Origin of the sequence: Caenibius tardaugens NBRC 16725 (assembly GCF_003860345.1) — a bacterium.
GTDB lineage: Bacteria > Pseudomonadota > Alphaproteobacteria > Sphingomonadales > Sphingomonadaceae > Caenibius > Caenibius tardaugens.
Genome location: NZ_CP034179.1, coordinates 2,173,591 through 2,191,493 on the forward strand (window position 1 = coordinate 2,173,591; position 17,903 = coordinate 2,191,493).

At 63.2% G+C, this 17,903-nt stretch carries 14 protein-coding genes and 1 pseudogene; 12 read left to right on the top strand and 3 right to left on the bottom strand.

Translation table 11 applies throughout. The features are described from left to right. Positions 1-71: 71 nt before the first annotated feature. From EGO55_RS10025 to fdhD, 8 genes are all read left to right on the top strand, one after another. On the top strand, positions 72-1,184 hold the full coding sequence (locus tag EGO55_RS10025) for an S-(hydroxymethyl)glutathione dehydrogenase/class III alcohol dehydrogenase (protein ID WP_021689548.1): 1,113 nt from the start codon (positions 72-74) through the stop codon (positions 1,182-1,184). A gap of 25 nt (positions 1,185-1,209) precedes the next feature. Beyond that, a complete protein-coding gene (locus tag EGO55_RS10030) occupies positions 1,210-1,587 on the top strand; it encodes a VOC family protein (RefSeq protein ID WP_021689547.1) in 378 nt (125 codons plus the stop codon). Further along, positions 1,587-2,426, top strand: coding sequence for an S-formylglutathione hydrolase (gene fghA / locus EGO55_RS10035; RefSeq protein WP_040715356.1), 840 nt, complete (start codon positions 1,587-1,589; stop codon positions 2,424-2,426). The genes EGO55_RS10030 and fghA overlap by 1 nt, the downstream gene beginning before the upstream one ends. Continuing rightward, positions 2,423-2,848, top strand: a complete 426-nt coding sequence (locus EGO55_RS10040) for an NAD(P)H-dependent oxidoreductase subunit E (RefSeq protein WP_021689545.1) — start codon at positions 2,423-2,425, stop codon at positions 2,846-2,848. The genes fghA and EGO55_RS10040 overlap by 4 nt, the downstream gene beginning before the upstream one ends. Continuing rightward, positions 2,845-4,407: an NADH-ubiquinone oxidoreductase-F iron-sulfur binding region domain-containing protein gene (locus EGO55_RS10045; protein WP_021689544.1), complete on the top strand. Its 1,563-nt coding sequence runs from the start codon at positions 2,845-2,847 to the stop codon at positions 4,405-4,407. The genes EGO55_RS10040 and EGO55_RS10045 overlap by 4 nt, the downstream gene beginning before the upstream one ends. Next, positions 4,397-7,258, top strand: coding sequence for a formate dehydrogenase subunit alpha (gene fdhF / locus EGO55_RS10050; protein ID WP_021689543.1), 2,862 nt, complete (start codon positions 4,397-4,399; stop codon positions 7,256-7,258). Before EGO55_RS10045 ends, fdhF begins: the two co-directional genes overlap by 11 nt. Before the next feature lie 94 nt (positions 7,259-7,352). Next, a complete protein-coding gene (locus EGO55_RS21255) occupies positions 7,353-7,460 on the top strand; it encodes a formate dehydrogenase subunit delta (RefSeq protein ID WP_244925474.1) in 108 nt (35 codons plus the stop codon). A gap of 5 nt (positions 7,461-7,465) precedes the next feature. Beyond that, positions 7,466-8,233, top strand: a complete 768-nt coding sequence (gene fdhD, locus EGO55_RS10060; protein WP_124916756.1) for a formate dehydrogenase accessory sulfurtransferase FdhD — start codon at positions 7,466-7,468, stop codon at positions 8,231-8,233. 43 nt (positions 8,234-8,276) lie between these two features. Here fdhD and EGO55_RS10065 read toward each other — a convergent pair whose 3' ends face one another. Further along, the gene (locus tag EGO55_RS10065) at positions 8,277-8,711 is read right to left on the bottom strand and encodes a hypothetical protein (protein WP_021689540.1); all 435 of its coding nucleotides are present in this window, start codon (positions 8,709-8,711) and stop codon (positions 8,277-8,279) included. A gap of 182 nt (positions 8,712-8,893) precedes the next feature. Here EGO55_RS10065 and EGO55_RS10070 point away from each other — a divergent pair, with 182 nt between their 5' ends. Next, a complete protein-coding gene (locus tag EGO55_RS10070; protein WP_021689539.1) occupies positions 8,894-10,948 on the top strand; it encodes a 3-hydroxyacyl-CoA dehydrogenase NAD-binding domain-containing protein in 2,055 nt (684 codons plus the stop codon). Positions 10,949-11,091: 143 nt separating this feature from the next. Beyond that, positions 11,092-13,259: pseudogene (locus EGO55_RS10075) on the top strand (TonB-dependent receptor). A gap of 25 nt (positions 13,260-13,284) precedes the next feature. Here EGO55_RS10075 and dcd read toward each other — a convergent pair. Both dcd and EGO55_RS10085 read right to left on the bottom strand, forming a co-directional pair. After that, positions 13,285-13,839: a dCTP deaminase gene (dcd, locus tag EGO55_RS10080; RefSeq protein WP_040715206.1), complete on the bottom strand. Its 555-nt coding sequence runs from the start codon at positions 13,837-13,839 to the stop codon at positions 13,285-13,287. Positions 13,840-13,885: 46 nt separating this feature from the next. Then, positions 13,886-14,884, bottom strand: coding sequence for an NAD-dependent epimerase/dehydratase family protein (locus EGO55_RS10085; protein WP_021689536.1), 999 nt, complete (start codon positions 14,882-14,884; stop codon positions 13,886-13,888). Positions 14,885-15,061: 177 nt separating this feature from the next. Between EGO55_RS10085 and EGO55_RS10090 the strand changes: the two genes are divergently transcribed. Beyond that, positions 15,062-17,416, top strand: coding sequence for a chemotaxis protein CheA (locus EGO55_RS10090; protein ID WP_021689535.1), 2,355 nt, complete (start codon positions 15,062-15,064; stop codon positions 17,414-17,416). After that, entirely contained in the window at positions 17,413-17,859 is a 447-nt protein-coding gene (locus EGO55_RS10095) for a chemotaxis protein CheW (protein ID WP_021689534.1), read from the top strand. The genes EGO55_RS10090 and EGO55_RS10095 overlap by 4 nt, the downstream gene beginning before the upstream one ends. Positions 17,860-17,903 lie beyond the last annotated feature (44 nt).

The following is a 17,903-nucleotide window of genomic DNA, read 5'->3' on the forward strand; positions in this document are numbered from 1 at the left end:
CTTACCCCTTACCCCTGCGGGGCAAGGCCGCTATGACGCGCAAATATAGCGATACAAGTGGAGCCTGACCGATGAAGACCCGTGCTGCCGTTGCCTTTGAAGCGAAAAAGCCGCTGGAGATCGTGGAACTTGATCTCGAAGGGCCGAAGGCAGGTGAAGTTCTGGTCGAGATTATGGCCACGGGCATTTGCCATACCGATGCCTACACGCTGGACGGATTCGACAGCGAAGGCATCTTCCCGTCGATCCTGGGGCATGAAGGTGCGGGGATCGTGCGCGAAGTTGGCGCGGGGGTGACCTCGGTCAAGCCGGGCGATCACGTGATCCCGCTCTACACCCCGGAATGCCGCCAGTGCAAAAGCTGCCTTTCGGGCAAGACCAACCTGTGCACCGCGATCCGCGCGACGCAGGGCAAGGGGTTGATGCCCGATGGCACGACCCGGTTCAGCTACAAAGGGCAGCCCATCTACCATTACATGGGCTGTTCGACCTTTTCGAATTTCACGGTCCTGCCCGAAATCGCCGTGGCGAAAATCCGCGAGGACGCCCCGTTCCAGACGAGCTGCTATATCGGTTGCGGCGTGACCACCGGCGTTGGCGCCGTGGTCAATACGGCCAAGGTGCAGGTTGGCGAAAATGTCGTGGTGTTCGGGCTGGGCGGGATCGGCCTCAACGTGATTCAGGGCGCCAAGATGGTGGGCGCGGACAAGATCATCGGCATCGATCTCAATCCGGATCGCGAAGAATGGGGCCGCAAGTTCGGCATGACCCATTTCATCAATGCCGCGGGCAAATCGCGCGATGAACAGGTGGCCGAAATCCTCGCGCTGACCGATGGCGGGGCGGATTACAGCTTCGATGCCACCGGCAATACCGAAGTCATGCGCACCGCGCTGGAATGCTGCCATCGCGGATGGGGCGAAAGCATCGTGATCGGCGTGGCCGAAGCGGGCAAGGAAATCAGCACCCGCCCGTTCCAGCTCGTCACCGGCCGCGTATGGAAAGGCACGGCCTTTGGTGGGGCCAAGGGCCGGACCGATGTGCCCAAGATCGTCGACTGGTACATGAACGGCAAGATTGCGATCGATCCGATGATCACGCATGTGTTGACGCTGGAAGAAATCAACAAGGGTTTCGACCTGATGCATGCGGGCGAATCCATCCGCAGCGTCGTGGTTTTCTGATTCATAAAGAGGGAGAGAGACAAGCATGTTTAGCCATCTGACCGTGGGTTCGAACGACATCGAACGTTCGCGCACCTTCTATGATGCGGTGTTCGGTGCTCTGGGCGCGAAGCCCGCCATCATGGATGACAAGGGGCGGCTGATCTATTTCCACAAGGATGCCCTGTTTCTGGTGACGAAGCCGATCGACGGCCAGCCCGCCACCGCGGGTAACGGCAGCACGGTCGGCTTTGCGATGGACAGCACCGAACAGGCCGATGCTTGGCATGCGGCTGGTGTCGCCAGTGGCGGTACGTCGGTGGAAGATCCGCCGGGCGTGCGCGAAAGTGCGGCGGGCAATCTCTACCTCGCCTATCTGCGCGATCCCGATGGCAACAAGCTCTGCGCGCTCCTGCGGGTGTGATCGCATTGGAAACCCTGTCCACGAATAAGGCGCACGGTGGTGTGCAGGGCGTGTACAGTCACGCCTCTGCCGCCACCGGCACACCGATGACGTTTTCCGTATTCGTCCCCGATCATGCGCCGGGGGCCAGGCTGCCGGTGTTGTGGTATCTTTCGGGCCTGACCTGCACCCATGCCAATGTCACGGAAAAGGGCGAATATCGCGCCGCCTGTGCCGAACAGGGGATTATCTTCGTCGCGCCCGATACCAGCCCGCGCGGCGATGATGTGGCGGACGACGAAGCCTATGATTTTGGCAAGGGCGCGGGCTTCTATGTCAATGCGACGCAGGAACCATGGGCCGCGCATTTCCAGATGCGCCGTTATATCGAGGATGAATTGCCCGCGCTGGTGGCGCAGCATTTCCCGGTGGATATGGCCCGGCAGGGCATCACCGGCCATTCGATGGGTGGTCATGGCGCCTTGACGATTGCCTTGCGCAATCCCGGGCGGTTCCGGTCGGTCAGTGCCTTCGCGCCGATTGTCAGCCCGCTGAACTGCCCCTGGGGGGAAAAGGCGCTGACGGGCTATATCGGCCCCGACCGCGCGGCATGGCGGGAATACGACGCCTGCGCGCTGATCGATGATGGCGCGCGCCTGCCCGATCTGCTGGTCGATCAGGGGACTGCGGACGGTTTCCTTGCCGAACAGCTCAGAACCGAACTGCTGGAACAGGCGGTGGCCCGTGCCGGGATGCCATCCACGATCCGGCTGCAGCACGGCTATGATCATTCCTACTACTTCATCTCCACCTTCATGGCCGATCATGTCGCCTGGCATGGCGAAAGGCTGAAGGGGTGAGCCGGGAAGAGCGGCTTGGTGCGATCATCGCCCGCCACGCGCGGCGCGAAGGCCCCATGTTGCCGATCCTGCATGATGTGCAGGCCGAATTTGGCTGCGTCGATGATGCGGCGGAACGCGCGATTGCCAGCGCGCTCAATCTCAGTCGGGCCGAAGTGCACGGCGTGGTCAGCTTCTATCACGATTTCCGTGGCAAGGCCGACCCCCGACCCGAAGTGCAGATTTGCCGCGCGGAAGCCTGCAAGGCGCGCGGGGTCGATGCCCTGATCGCGCAGACGCAAGAAGCGGCGGGATCGCGCGTGCGGCTGGCCGATGTCTATTGCCTCGGCCTGTGCAGTGTCGGGCCCAATGCGCGGATCGGCGATACCTTGCATGCGCGCCTTGATGCGGCCGCGCTCAAACATCTGATCGAGGCGGCATGAACACGCTTGTCCGCATATCCGATGATGCGCTGGCGCGGGCCTGCGGTGCGGATGCACTGGCCGCCGCATTCGCGCAGGCGGGTGCCATGGTGGAACGCGTGTCGAGCTGGGGGATGCACTGGCTGGAACCGCTGGTCGAGATCGAAGGGCAGGGATTTGGCCCGGCGACTGTGGCCGATGTCCCTGCGATCCTCCAGGGCAGCAGTGTCAAGGCCATTGGGCGCATTGCCGATCATCCCTTTATCGCGGGGCAACAGCGGCTGACGTTTGCCCGTGCCGGGCGCACGCGCCCGCTCAGCCTGGAAGACTATGCCGCGACGGGCGGTTGGCTGGGGCTGGAACGCGCCCGTGCGATTGGCCCTGCACGCGTGATCGCGGATGTGATCGCCTCCGGCCTGCGCGGCCGGGGCGGTGCGGGCTTTCCTGCCGGGATCAAGTGGCAGACGGTCGCCAATGCGCCGGGCACGCGCAAATATGTCGTCTGCAATGCGGACGAAGGGGATAGCGGCACCTTTGCCGACCGCATGCTGATGGAAGGCGATCCCTTCGCGATTATCGAGGGTATGGCGATCGCCGCCCATGCGGTGGGGGCGCAGCACGGCTATATTTACGTGCGCAGCGAATATCCCGATGCGATCCGCAAGCTGGAGGCCGCGATTGCGCTGGCCGCGCCGGTGATTGCCCCCTTCGTGATGGAGGTGCGCGCCGGTGCTGGTGCCTATGTCTGCGGCGAAGAAACCGCGCTGCTCAACAGCCTTGAAGGCAAGCGCGGCGAAGTGCGGGCGAAACCGCCGTTGCCCGCGCTGGAGGGCCTGTTTGGCTGCCCGACCGCGATCAACAATGTCCTGACGCTGACGGCCGTGCCGCATATTCTGGCGGAGGGCGGCGCAGAAGAATACGCCCGGTTGGGGATTGACCGTTCGCGCGGGACCAAGCCGATCCAACTGGCCGGGAACATCCGCCACGGCGGGCTCTATGAAACCGCCTTCGGCATTACCTTGCGCGAACTGGTCTATGATATCGGTGGGGGCACGGCATCGGGCCGCCCGGTCAAGGCGGTGCAGGTCGGCGGACCGCTGGGCGCGTATATCCCGCCCGATCAGTTCGATCTGCCGTTCGATTACGAAGCCTATGCCGCTGCCGATGCGCTGATCGGCCATGGCGGGATCGTGGTGTTTGACGACACGGCTGACATGGCGGGCATGGCGCGGTTCGCGCTGCAGTTTTGCGCCGCGGAAAGCTGCGGCAAATGCACTCCGTGCCGCGTGGGCGCGGTGCGCGGGGTGGAACTGATCGACCGTATCCGCAGCGAAGCGACCAATGGCGGGCGAATGCGCGATGCAGTGGAAGCATTGCCGCAGATGCATAATGCCCCGCGCGACGGACGCAGCCGGGCGGACCAGATCGCCCTGCTCACCGATTTGTGCGATACTATGAAATATGGCTCGCTCTGCGCACTGGGGGGCTTCACGCCCTATCCGGTGATGAGCGCGCTGAGGCACTGGCCGGATGATTTCGGCCATGCGGTGGAACAGCCGGAGACAGCAGATGGGCTATGAACGGCAAACCGATTTCGGCACGCCCGAAGTGCTTTCGGACCAGTCCGTCACGCTGACGATCGACGGGCGCAGCGTGGTCGTTCCCGCAGGCACCAGCGTGATGCGGGCGGCGGCCAGTTGCGGCGGCGATATCCCGAAACTCTGCGCGACCGACAACCTGAAAAGCTTCGGTTCATGCCGCCTTTGTCTGGTGGAGATCGACGGGATGCGCGGCACGCCCGCATCCTGCACCACCCCTGTCGCCGATGGCATGGTGGTGCATACGCAGAGCGACCATCTGGCAAAACTGCGGCGCGGGGTGATGGAACTCTACATTTCCGACCACCCGCTCGATTGCCTGACCTGCAGCGCCAACAACGATTGCGAATTGCAGGATACGGCGGCCGCCGTGGGCCTGCGCGATGTGCGCTATGGCTATGACGGCGCCAATCATCTGGGGCAGGCGGATGACCTCTCGAACCCCTATTTCCAGTTCGAACCGTCCAAATGCATCACCTGTTCGCGCTGCGTGCGGGCCTGTGATGAAGTGCAGGGCACCTTCGCGCTGACGATCGAAGGGCGCGGGTTCGCCTCGAAAGTGAGCGCGGGGCAGGCCACGGACGATTTCCTCGCCAGCGAATGCGTTTCGTGCGGGGCCTGCGTGCAGGCCTGCCCGACCAGTGCGCTGATGGAAAAATCGGTCAAGGAACTGGGCAAGCCGGAACGCGCGGTGGTGACGACGTGCGCCTATTGCGGGGTCGGCTGCACTTTCCGGGCCGAGATGAAGGGCGAACAGCTCGTCCGCATGGTGCCGTGGAAGGATGGCAAGGCCAATCGCGGGCACAGCTGCGTCAAAGGGCGCTTCGCCTGGGGCTATGCCAACCACAAGGACCGCATCACCCAGCCGATGATCCGCGACTCTATCGATCAGCCGTGGCGCGCGGTGAGCTGGGATGAAGCGTTGACCTTCACCGCCGAACGCCTGCAGGCGATCAAGGCGCAGCATGGCGCCCGGGCGCTGGGCGGGATCACGTCCAGCCGCTGCACCAACGAAGAAGCCTATCTGGTGCAGAAACTGGTGCGTGGCGGGTTCGGGTCGAACAATGTCGATACCTGTGCCCGGGTGTGCCATTCGCCCACCGGGTATGGCCTGAAAACGACGTTCGGCACCAGTGCGGGTACGCAGGATTTCGATTCGGTGATGCAGGCCGATGTGATCCTCGTGATTGGCGCCAATCCCACCGATGCGCACCCCGTGTTCGCCAGCCGGATGAAACGGCGGCTGCGGCAAGGCGCAAAGCTGATCGTGATCGACCCGCGCCGGATCGATCTGGTCCGTTCGCCCCATATCGCGGCGGCGCATCACCTGCCCCTGCAACCCGGCACCAATGTCGCCGTGCTCACCGCCATGGCGCACGTTATCGTCACCGAAAGGCTGGCGGACGAGGCGTTCATTCGGGAACGCTGCGACTGGGACGAATATCAGGATTGGGCGCGCTATGTCGCGGACGAACGCCACAGCCCCGAATTTCTGGAAGCGGTGACGAAAGTCCCGGCGGCGGAACTGCGCGGGGCGGCCCGCCTGTTCGCCACCGGCGGCAACGGTGCGATCTATTACGGCCTTGGCGTGACCGAACATTCGCAAGGGTCTTCCACGGTCATGGCGATTGCCAATCTGGCGATGGCCACGGGCAATATTGGCCGGCCCGGCGTGGGGGTGAACCCGCTGCGCGGCCAGAACAATGTGCAGGGCAGCTGCGATATGGGCAGTTTCCCGCACGAACTGTCCGGTTATCGCCATATCTCCGACGATGCGGCGCGCGCGCTGTTCGAACAGGATTGGGGGGTGGCGCTCGACCCCGAACCGGGCCTGCGCATTCCCAATATGCTGGATGCCGCGATCGATGGCAGCTTCCGCGCGATTTACATTCAGGGCGAGGATATCCTGCAATCGGACCCGAATACGCACCATGTTGCGGCGGGGCTGGCGGCGATGGACTGTGTGATTGTCCACGACCTGTTCCTCAACGAAACGGCAAACTACGCCCATGTCTTCTTGCCGGGCAGCACCTTTCTGGAAAAGGACGGCACTTTCACCAATGCCGAACGCCGCATCCAGCCGGTGCGCAAGGTGATGGAACCGGCCAATGGCCCAAAGGGGCAGGGGCTGGCCGACTGGGAAGTCACGCAGGCGCTGGCCAATGCCATGGGGCTGGGCTGGCACTATACCCACCCGAGCGCGATTCTCGATGAAATCGCGCGTTTGACACCCACATTTGCCGGGGTGTCGTGGGACCGGCTGTGTGCCGAAGGGTCTTTGCAATGGCCGGTGAACGAACAGTTCCCCGATGGCGCGCCGATCATGCATGTCGACGGGTTCGTGCGCGGCAAGGGCAAGTTCGTCGTCACCGAATATGTCCCGACGGATGAGAAAACCGGCCCGCGCTTCCCCCTGCTGCTCACCACCGGGCGCATTCTCAGCCAGTACAATGTCGGTGCGCAGACCCGGCGCACCGCCAATGTCGCGTGGCACGAGGAAGATGTTCTCGAAATGCATCCCACGGATGCCGAAAACCGCGGTCTCGATACGGGCGATTGGGCGCGGCTGGCCAGCCGGACGGGGGAAACGACCTTGCGCGTGCTGGTGACCGATCGCGTCGCGCCGGGCGTGGTCTACACCACGTTCCACCACCCGACGACGCAGGCCAATGTCGTTACAACCGACTATTCCGACTGGGCCACCAATTGCCCCGAATACAAGGTGACCGCAGTGCAGGTGACGCCGTCCAACGGACCCAGCGCGTGGCAGGAAGACTATGCTGGTCTGTCCGCGCGCGCGCGCCGGATCGAAACGCCTGAGGCGGCGGAATAATGGACGGGGCGACCCTGCGCCGCATGGCCAACCAGATCGCCGCAAACTTCGCCATTCAGGGGAAGCGCAGGCGATCGCGGCGACGGCGGAACACATGCAACTGTTCTGGGACCCGCGCATGAAAGCGGGCATTTTCGCAGATGATCTGTCAGGCCTTTCGCCGATCGCCCGCGCGGCGGTGGAACGCCTGCGCACGCCCTGATCGCGATGACAGGGCCAGTCGAAATCGATCGTCAAGGGCAGCGTCGCCCGATCACGCGCAGATGGGTGCCCGAAGCGCCCGTCGCGCTGGAATACAATGGCCTGTCCTACGCCGTGATGATGGCGACGCCCGCCGATCTCGAAGACTTCGCACTGGGCTTTGCCCTGACCGAGGGGCTGGCGCAGCAAGTGGGCGATTGCACCGGCATCGCCTTGGCCGAGGTGGAAAAAGGCTGGATCGTGCGGGCGAGCCTTGCCGGTCTGGGGGTCGAACAGTTGACGGAACGCGTGCGGGCACGCGTGGCGGAATCGTCCTGCGGGCTGTGCGGGATAGACAATCTCGACGCGGTGAGCCGGCCCCTGCCGCCAGTTGCCCAGCATGAACCCGTGGTGCCGGACGCGATTTTTCGGGCCTTGTCGCAATTGCGCGATCATCAGCCGCTTGGCTGCGCCACCGGGGCGGCGCATGGGGCGGCTTTTGCCACAACGGACGGGGATATCCTGTACGCGCGCGAAGATGTCGGGCGGCACAACGCGCTGGACAAACTGATTGGCGCACTGGCGCGCAGTGGGCAGGATGTGGCGCAGGGCTTTATCCTGTCCAGCGCGCGCTGTTCCTACGAAATCGTGGAAAAAGCGGTGCGCGCGAGGGCAACCACACTGGCCACCATATCGCTGCCGACGACGCTTGCGGTCGAACGGGCACAAGCCGCCGGACTGACGCTCTATTCGCTGGCGCGGGATGACAGCGTTTTGTCGATCGCTTCAGGCTGATTGATTCTGGCTGGTCGGCGCTGGTCGGCTCAGGCCAACTGCATCACGAAAGCCGCGCGGGCACCCCGGGCAACATGCCAACCCGGTGCAGTGCGTCACCCAGTTGCATGACGGCATCGTGCAAGGCATCGCGGCCTTCCTCGCCTGCCAGCAGGAACAGGGTGGTGACCAGCCTATGCGCGCGCGGGCCACGGCAATCGGAAACCATCGCCAGTAACACCGCCTCCCCCTCGGAAACGAGGGGGTTGCTGAAGTTCGCGAAAGGCAGGTCCTGCCGTGCATGTGTGGCGAGAAGCCCCATGACGCGGTGGAAGGGCACCAGTGCCGGAACCAGCCCCCTGTCCGCCAGCGCGCTGCCCAGCGCGGCGACCGGGCAGGTGCGCCGTTCCACTGCCGCCACCCACCGTCGCACGGCCCATATCAAAATCCTGCTGCCCTCATCCAGAGTGGCGATCGGACGGTCGAGATAGGCATACATAGGCATCTGCTCCGCGAATCAATTTTCCCATCATAAGCAATATTGAGAAGCATTCGCAATAATCAAATTCGCGAAATGCGCGCAACTGGAATTCTTGCGCCTGTTCCTGCATGCGCCCATCTGTTATCGGCCCGCGGATTGACGAACGGGCAACCGGCGATGTGGATGCGAAGGAAATGACGATGGGTGATGTGCTGACAACGCGCGTGGTGGGCAATGTCGGGATCGTGGAAATCGATTCCCCGCCGGTCAATGCGCTCTCCACCGACGTGCGCAGCGCGGTTATCGAAGGGCTGCGGATCCACAATGCCGATGATGCGGTGGCGGCCATCGTTCTGCTTTGCGCGGGGCGGACGTTCTTTGCCGGGGCGGATATCGCGGAATTCGACAATCTGCCGATCCGGCAACCCGATTTCGACGCGCTGATGGCGGCGGCGGAAAGTTCGGCCAAGCCGGTTGTCGCCGCCATTCACGGCACGGCGCTGGGCGGTGGGCTGGAACTCGCCCTGTCCTGCAATTATCGCGTGGCCGTAAGCTCGGCCAAACTTGGCCTTCCCGAAGTCAATCTCGGCATTCTTCCCGGTGCGGGTGGCACGCAGCGGCTGCCCCGTCTGGTGGGCGCCGGCGTGGCGCTCGACATGATTCTGACAGGCAAGCCGGTGGGCGCGGCCAAGGCGGCCGAAATGGGCCTGATCGATCAGGTGGTCGAAGATGGCAAACTGGAAGAAGCGGCCCTCGCTTTCGCGCAGGACGTGATCGCCCAAGGTGCGCCCCTGCCCAAAGTGCGGGACAAGGCGGTTGCTGGCGGGCTGGACGATCTCGAAGCGGTCAAGGCAACGCACAAGCGCCAGTTCAAGGGGTTCAAGGCCCCGGGCCATATCGTGCAGGCGGTGGAAGCGGCGATCACCCTGCCGTTCGATGAAGGCCTGCGCCGTGAAAAGGACCTGTTCGGTGAACTGCTCGTCTCGCGCGAGAGCGAAGCCCAGCGCCATGTCTTCTTCGCGCAGCGTCTGACGGCGAAAGTCCCCGATATCGGCAAGGATGTGCCGATCCTGCCGATCCGCAAAGTGGGTGTGATCGGCGCCGGCACCATGGGTGGCGGGATCACGATGAATTTCCTGCAGGCTGGAATCCCGGTGACTCTGGTCGAAATGAAGCAGGAAGCGATCGATCGCGGCATTGCCACGATCCGCAAGAATTACGAACGCACCGCAGCCAAAGGCCGGATGACAACCGATCAGGTCGAACAGCTTATGGGCCTGATCACGCCCGCGCTGTCACTCGATGCGCTGGCCGACGTCGATCTGGTTGTCGAAGCGGTGTTCGAGGAAATCTCCATCAAGAAGGATATCTTCGGCAAGCTGGATGCGATTTGCCGCGATGGCGCGATCCTTGCGTCGAACACCTCGTTCCTCGATCTCAACGATATCGCTTCGGCTACGAAGCGTCCGGAATGGGTGGTCGGGCTGCACTTCTTCTCGCCCGCCAATGTCATGCCGCTGCTCGAAGTCGTGCGCGGTGCGCATACCAGCAAGGAAGTGATTGGCACGGTCATGAAGCTGGCGGGCACCATCAAGAAGACGCCAGTGCTCGCCGGGGTCTGCCATGGTTTCATCGCCAACCGCATCATGGAACATCTGATCGTCCAGTCGCAGCAAATGGCGCTCGAAGGGGTGCCGCTGCGCACGATCGACAAGGTGATGAACGATTACGGTTTCGCCATGGGGCCGATTGCGATGCTCGACCTGATCGGGCTCGACGTGCTGGTTCACGGCGCCGAAGGCCGCACCCTGATGGGCGATTTCGTCGAGGCCGGGCGGCGCGGGCAGAAGACCGGCAAGGGCTTTTACGATTACGATGCGGATCGCAAGGCCACGCTTTCGGACGAAGCCGCGAAGATCATTACCGATTTCGCAGCCTATGCCGGGATCAAGTCCGATCCGGACCAGAGCGACGAGGCCATTCTCAAGCGTCTGCTCTATCCCGTGGTCAACGAAGGCACGAAGTGCATCGAGGAAGGCATCGCCCTGCGCGCCTCCGATATCGATGTAGCGGCAATCCTCGGCTACAACTGGCCGGTGTTCACCGGTGGGCCGATGTTCTGGGGCGACACCATCGGCGCGAAGGTGCTGCTGGCCGGGTTGCAGGAACTGGAACCGCGCTATGGACCGGCGTTCAAACCTTCCGCGCTGCTCGAAAAGCTGGCGGCGGACGGCGGGGAAATCGCCAAGCTCTGATTTTGCGGGCATCATTGCCGCAATAAGCGAACGGGCGCGGACCATGCGGTTCGTGCCCGTTTTCTGTTTTGCCGGAGGTGGCGCGTGGGGCCCGGTCGCGAAAGTGGGTTGCCAAATCCATCAATGTGATATTATATCATCACATGCTTAAGTCCAAGCCGCTTCAGGGAGCACGCGGCCTTCTTCTCCCGCCGACCTGTTTTGCCATGTTTGCCGTGGCCTTGCCCGCCCAGGCCGAGGAAGCCGGGGGCCGTGATTATCATGCCCGCGATTCCGACCAGATCGTGGTCACCGGGGCGATTCCTTCACGGCGCGAAGATATGCTGTCGAGTGTCGCGGTGGTCGAAGGCAGCGAGCTGCTCCAATCCCTGCGCCCGTCGATTGGCGAAACGCTGGCGAAAACCCCCGGCGTGACCGCCACCTCGTTCGGTCCCAATGCCTCGCGCCCGGTTTTGCGTGGATTGCAGGGCGAACGCGTGCGCATGTTGAGCGACGGGATCGGGTCCATCGACGTGTCCAACACTTCGGTCGATCATGCCGCGGTGGTGAACCCGCTGCTGGCCGAACGGATCGAGGTCCTGCGCGGCCCGCAATCCCTGCTTTACGGGTCGTCCGCGATTGGCGGCGTGGTCAACGTCCTCGACAAACGTATCCCGGTGGCAGTGCCGGACGAACCGATCCATCTGGGGGCGATCGCGTCCTATGGTTCGGCGGCGAACGAGCGGTCGATCGCAGGGGCGGTGGATGCTCCGCTCGGCGGCAACTGGGTGGCCCATCTTGACGGCAGTTACCTGAAAAGCAGCAATATGCGCATTGGCGGCTATGCCTTGACGCGGGGCTTGCGGGCGCAGGCTCTGGCCACCAGCCTAGAGCCGGAACATGACCACGATCATGATCATGATCATGATGATCACGGGCATGAGCACGACGGGGATATCGACTTTGCCGCCAATGCGCGGGTGAAAGGCAAGCTGCCCAACACCGCCAGCGAAACATGGAATCTCGGCGCGGGTCTGGCCTATATCGGGGATCGGGGCAATTTTGGCCTGTCCTACAGCCATTATGACAGCCTCTATGGCGTGCCGGTGCGCTTCGCCACCGACCATGATCAGGAACAGGAAGCGCCGCGCCTCAGCCTCGTGCAGAAGCGCATCGATGGCCGTGCGGAATATCGGCTGGGCGGCGGCCTGATCGACAAGGTCAGTTTTCGTGGCGCCTATGCCAAATACCGCCATTTCGAACTGCACGAGGACGGTGAAGTCGGCACGGCTTTCTACAATCGCGGCTTCGAAGGGCGGCTGGAACTCGCCCAGAGCCAGCGTGGGGCATGGAAAGGCGTGACCGGCGCCCAGTATGCCACGCGCACATTCAATGCCGTGGGGCATGAGGCCTTTGTGCCGCGCTCCAGCAGCGACGAACTGGGCCTGTTCACGTTCCAGCAGCTCGATTATGGCGCGTTCAAGGTGGAAGGCGGGCTGCGCTATGACCATACGCGCCATCGCGCCAATCCCCGGGCGGAGGAAGACCAGTTTTTCGACGGGCAGCGCAGCTTCGATACGCTGTCAGGTTCGCTTGGCGCATCCTATGCATTGGCGGATGGCTGGCGCATCGGGTTCAATCTTGCCCGCACCGCGCGCGCGCCTGCGGCAGAGGAACTGTTCGCGAATGGTGCCCATGCCGGCACCGAAGCCTATGAAATCGGCGATCCCGCGCTCAGGCCGGAACGGTCCTGGGGGTGGAGGCGATCCTGCGCGGTGCGGGTACGGGTTATTCGTTTGAGGCATCGGTCTATCACAGCTGGTTCGATGGCTTCATCTATCAGCAGCGCACCGGCGGATTGCAGGATGGCCTGCCAGTCTATCAGACCCGGCAGAGCGATGCGCGCTACTATGGCTTCGAGGTGCAGGGGCAGGTGACCTTGGCCCGGATCGGCGCGGTGGAGATCGTGGGCGATGCGCTGGCCGATTATGTCCATGCGCGGATCAGCAGCACCGGCCCTGCCCCGCGCATCCCCCCCTTGCGCGTGTTGGGCGGGCTGGGTGTCAAATCGCCCCGGATCGACGGCCGGCTTGAAGTCGAACGGGTGACCGGGCAGGACCGCGTGGCCCAATTCGAAACGCCGACGGATGGCTACACCATGGTCAATGCCGAACTGAACTGGCGGCCATGGGGCCACGAACGGCCGCTGAGCTTCGCCTTGTCAGCCAACAATATCTTCGATGTCGCCGCGCGTCGCCACGCCTCGTTCCTGAAGGATTATGCCCCGCTCGCCGGGCGCGATATCCGGATCACGGCGAAACTCAGCATCTGATGGAAAAGCTGCCGGGGCGGTCCTTTCACAGCTTCGGCAGCGTTACCCCGCGCTGGCCCATGTATTTGCCCGCGCGATCGGCATAGCTCGTTTCGCACGGTTCGTTGCCGCGCAGGAACAGGAACTGGCAGGCGCCTTCGTTGGCGTAGATCTTGGCGGGCAGCGGGGTGGTGTTGGAAAATTCCAGCGTCACGTGCCCTTCCCATTCGGGTTCGAGCGGGGTGACATTCACAATAATGCCACAGCGGGCATACGTGGATTTGCCGAGACAGATCACCAGTACGTCGCGCGGGATGCGGAAATACTCGACCGTGCGCGCCAGTGCGAAGCTGTTGGGCGGGATCACGCAGACATCGGTCTTGCGATCGACGAAGCTGTTCGCCGAAAAATCCTTCGGATCGACCAGCGCATTGTCGACATTGGTGAATATCTTGAACTCGTCCGCCACCCGGGCATCATAGCCATAGGAGGACAAGCCGTAGCTGATCACCCCTTCGCGGTTCTGCCGTTCCACGAAAGGTTCGATCATGCCGCTATGCCGGACTTCGTTCCGGATCCATCTGTCGCTGAGAATCGCCATGACCGTGTGATTCACCACCCGCGCGCGCGGGGCAAGCCGGTCAGGCTTAAAGCTGGTGGTATTCGCGGTACCAATCCACAAATTTCGGCACGCCCTGCTCGATTGCGGTGGTTGGCGCGTAGTCGAGATCGCGCTGGATCGCCGCGATGTCGGCATACGTGCGGTGCACATCGCCCGGTTGCATGGGCAGCATCTCCAGTTCCGCCTTCCGGCCGCAGGCTTCCTCCAAGAGGCCGATTACTTTCATCAGCGGTTCGGACCGGTGGTTGCCGATATTGTAGAGCGCGTGCGGTTTCACGCTGCCCCCCGCCTTTTCCGCGCCATCATCGGCAGGCGGGTGATCGAGACAGGCCACGACACCGGCGATGATGTCGTCGATATAGGTAAAGTCGCGGTACATATCGCCGTTGTTGAACACCGGGATCGGCTTGCCCGCGAGAATATTGGTGGTGAATTTCCACATCATCATGTCAGGCCGGCCCCACGGGCCGTAAACGGTGAAGAAACGCAGCCCAGTCAGCGGCAGGTGATAGAGATGGGCGTACGTTTCGCTCATCAGTTCGTCCGCCCGTTTGGTTGCGGCGTAGAGCGAGACGGGATGATCGGCCCGGTCTTCCACCGCGAAAGGCAGCTTGGTGTTGCCGCCATAGACGGAGCTGGAACTGGCGTAGACCATATGGTCCACCCCGCGATGCCGCGCGAGTTCGAGCATGTTCACATGGCCGACGAGATTGGACCGGACATAGGCATGCGGGTTTTCGATGGAATAGCGCACGCCCGCCTGCGCCCCGAGATGCACGATGCGATCGAACGCCATGTCGGCCAGCGCTGCCTCCAGCGCGGGCATGTCTGCGAAATCGAGCGGCAGGAACGCGAAGCGGTTACCACCCTGTTGCGCCAGTCTTGCACAGCGATCGCGCTTCAGCCTGACGTCGTAATAGGGTTCGAGGCTGTCGATCCCGATCACCTGATCGCCGCGCGCAAGAAGTGTTTCGCTGAGCGCCGCGCCGATAAAGCCCGCTGCTCCGGTTACCAGTACGCGCATGCCGCCTCTTCTCGCCGTATTCGCCCGCAAGTCAGCCGGGCCAGCGCGCTTATAAGTGTCAAACATGAAAACACCATGCTTCACATCATGATGCGGCGGGCATGGCGGCATTTGCCGCAGGTAACCGCGAATTAACCATCTGGCGCAATAAGGCGTCTCGTAAAGGGGACCGGCCGGATGGATGATCTGCTTGCCGAATTCGTGGCAGAAACACGCGAAATGCTGGAGGCTTTGGCTGGCGAACTTGTCGCCTGGGAAGCCGATCCTGCGGATCGCGCGCGGCTCGATGCCGTGTTCCGTTTCGTCCATACGGTGAAGGGGAACTGCGGTTTCTTCGATTTTCCGCGTCTTGCGGCGTTGAGCCATGCGGCGGAAGATGCCCTGTCCGATGTGCGGGCAGGCAACCGGGTGGCCGAAGCCTGGCTGGTCAGCGCGGTGCTGGCGATCATCGACCGTATTTCGGCCATGGCCGATGCGATCGAGGCGGATGAGGAATTCCCCGAAGGCGGCGATGATGCGCTGATCGCGGCGCTGGACGGCATCGAAGAGGCAAGCCCGGCGCCAGTGGCGCCTGCACCGCAAACCGAACCGGATGCCGCCGCGCGCCAGGCTGGCGGGCCACGCACCGTGCGCCTTTCGGTCGATCTGCTCGACCGGGTGATGAGCGGCGTTTCCGATATGGCGGTGGCGCGCAACCTCCTGTCCCAGCGGCTCAAGGAAATCGGCGATCCCGCGCTGGATGCGCATTTCGGGCGGCTGTCGGCGCTGCTGAACGATGTCCGCGATGCCATCACCCGCACGCGGATGCAGAGGATCGATACCTTGTTCGCGGGCTTTCCCCGGCTGGTCCGTGACCTGTCGGCGGAACTGGGCAAACAGGTGCTGGTCGATATTGAAAGCGGTGCGGTGGAAATCGATCGCGAAATGCTCGATCTGATCCGCGACCCGATGGTCCACATCATTCGCAATGCGATCGATCACGGTATCGAAAGCCCGGCAGAACGGCGCGAGGCGGGCAAGCACGAAATCGGGATGCTCTCCGTATCGGCCCGGCAGACGGGCAATGTCATCCGCATCGGTATTTCGGATGATGGGCGGGGCATCGATGCCGAACGCCTGATTGCCAAGGCGATTGCCGCAGGGATCGTGACGCCGGAACGCGCGGCGGCATTGACGCGGCAGGAACGGTTCGGCCTGATTTGTGAACCCGGCCTATCGACCCGCGATGAAGCCACTGCCGTGTCCGGCCGCGGGGTGGGCATGGATGTGGTGCGCGCCAATATCGAACGGTTTGGTGGATCGCTGTTCATTTTCAGCACCCCCGGATCGGGTACCCGTTTCGTCATCGACGTGCCGCTGACGCTCAGTATCGTACCATCGCTGACAATCGGCGTGGCCGGACAGAAATTCGCCATTGCCCGTTCCTATATCGGCGAAATCGTGCGCGCGGGCAGCGATGGCATCGATATGGATGATCTGGGCGGGATCGCCCATATCACCCTGCGCGATCGCCGCCTGCCCTGCTTTGCGTTGAGCGAAGTGCTCGAACTCAGCGAAACCGGGGTTCAGCCGGGACAGGTTCTGGTGGTGCTCAACCTTGTTGGCGGAGACAGTTTCGCCCTCGCAGTGGACGCGGTGTTCGACCACGAGGAACTGGTGATCAAACCGATTGCCCCCGCTGTCATGGGGACCGGGCTCTATGTCGGCGCTACCCAGATGGACGATGGCAGCCCGGTGCTGATGCTCGATGTCGCGGGCATGGCGCGTGCGGTCGGTGTGCTCAATCAGGCGAACAAGGCAGCGGGCAGCGTTTCCGCACCCGTATCCGCGTTCGACGAAGAGGTTGCCCAATCGCAGGTGTTCCTGTTCATCGGACTTGACGGTCGCCGCCGCGCCTTGCCGATGAACGCGGTCGTCCGGGTGGAGGAAGTGGCCGCCTCGGCCATCCGCCGGGGCGAAGGGGCGGCGCAAGTCGTGATCGGCGATCAACTCTACCCGCTGGCGGGCGTCGAGGGCGGCACTCTGCCCGAAGACCGCGTCGGGCTGTTCCGGCTGGCCGACGGGCAAGGTGAACTGGCTTATGCGTACCGCGAGATGATCGACATTGTCTGGATCGGTGCGGATCGTTTCCCAAGCGGCGAAAATGGCCCGATTGGTGCCATCGCGCTGATCGAAGGGGAACCGGCCGAACTGGTCGATTGCCATGCGTTGTTTGCGGCGCATGGTCAGGCTCCGCGCCCGGTACAGATACCGGTCTGTCGTTTGCCGTCCGACGATCGCTGGATGCAGGACTTTTTGCGCCCGCTGGTGGAATCCGCCGGATATCGTGTGGTCGGTGACGCCGAGGATGCCGATGCCGATCTTGTGATCCTGTCGGAAGAAGCGGATGCCGAGGCACCGGAGGGTACCCAAGCGATCCGCCTGCGGGCAACACCCGATGCGGAACCGGGCATGGCGGGCACGATCTACCGTTACGATCGCGACAGCCTGATGGCCGCCTTGCGGACAGCAAGCGTGGGGGCACGGGTATGAGCGAATTGCTGCTTGTGGTCACCATCGGGGGCCGCCGGGCCGCGGTGCGCGCGTCCGAAGTGCAATCGGTGATCGAACTGGAGGCGATGACCCCGGTTCCGCGTGCGCCTGCCTATGTCATGGGCATGGCGGCACTGCGCAGCCGTGCGCTGACCGTGATCAACTGCGCCCGTTCGCTGGCCCTGCCGGAAACGGGGCCGAATCAGGACGCCGCCCGGCCGGTGACGGTTGTCGTGGAACATGACGGGCACCTTTATGGGTTGCTGGTGGATGCGGTGGACGATGTCGTGGAAAGCCACGATGGCCTGAGCGAACTGCGCGCCAATCCCGGTCACGGGTGGAAACAGGCGTCGCTGGGCGTGACGGAATCACCGCTCGGCCCGCTGATCGTCCTCGATCCGGTGATGCTGGTTGGCGGGCCGCCGGTCGAACAGCCTGTTTAGGGAAAAGTAACCATCGGGGTGCCATGGTGACTGTAAACACGGGG

Excerpts from the sequence above, each read along its gene's own strand:
- EGO55_RS10025 (WP_021689548.1), top strand. The coding sequence starts at position 72 with ATGAAGACCCGTGCTGCCGTTGCCTTTGAAGCGAAAAAGCCGCTGGAG.
- EGO55_RS10030 (WP_021689547.1), top strand. The coding sequence starts at position 1,210 with ATGTTTAGCCATCTGACCGTGGGTTCGAACGACATCGAACGTTCGCGC.
- EGO55_RS10045 (WP_021689544.1), top strand. The coding sequence starts at position 2,845 with ATGAACACGCTTGTCCGCATATCCGATGATGCGCTGGCGCGGGCCTGC.
- fdhF (WP_021689543.1), top strand. The coding sequence starts at position 4,397 with ATGGGCTATGAACGGCAAACCGATTTCGGCACGCCCGAAGTGCTTTCG.
- EGO55_RS21255 (WP_244925474.1), top strand. The coding sequence starts at position 7,353 with ATGCAACTGTTCTGGGACCCGCGCATGAAAGCGGGCATTTTCGCAGAT.
- fdhD (WP_124916756.1), top strand. The coding sequence starts at position 7,466 with ATGACAGGGCCAGTCGAAATCGATCGTCAAGGGCAGCGTCGCCCGATC.
- EGO55_RS10065 (WP_021689540.1), bottom strand. The coding sequence starts at position 8,711 with ATGTATGCCTATCTCGACCGTCCGATCGCCACTCTGGATGAGGGCAGC.
- EGO55_RS10070 (WP_021689539.1), top strand. The coding sequence starts at position 8,894 with ATGGGTGATGTGCTGACAACGCGCGTGGTGGGCAATGTCGGGATCGTG.
- dcd (WP_040715206.1), bottom strand. The coding sequence starts at position 13,839 with ATGGCGATTCTCAGCGACAGATGGATCCGGAACGAAGTCCGGCATAGC.
- EGO55_RS10085 (WP_021689536.1), bottom strand. The coding sequence starts at position 14,884 with ATGCGCGTACTGGTAACCGGAGCAGCGGGCTTTATCGGCGCGGCGCTC.
- EGO55_RS10090 (WP_021689535.1), top strand. The coding sequence starts at position 15,062 with ATGGATGATCTGCTTGCCGAATTCGTGGCAGAAACACGCGAAATGCTG.
- EGO55_RS10095 (WP_021689534.1), top strand. The coding sequence starts at position 17,413 with ATGAGCGAATTGCTGCTTGTGGTCACCATCGGGGGCCGCCGGGCCGCG.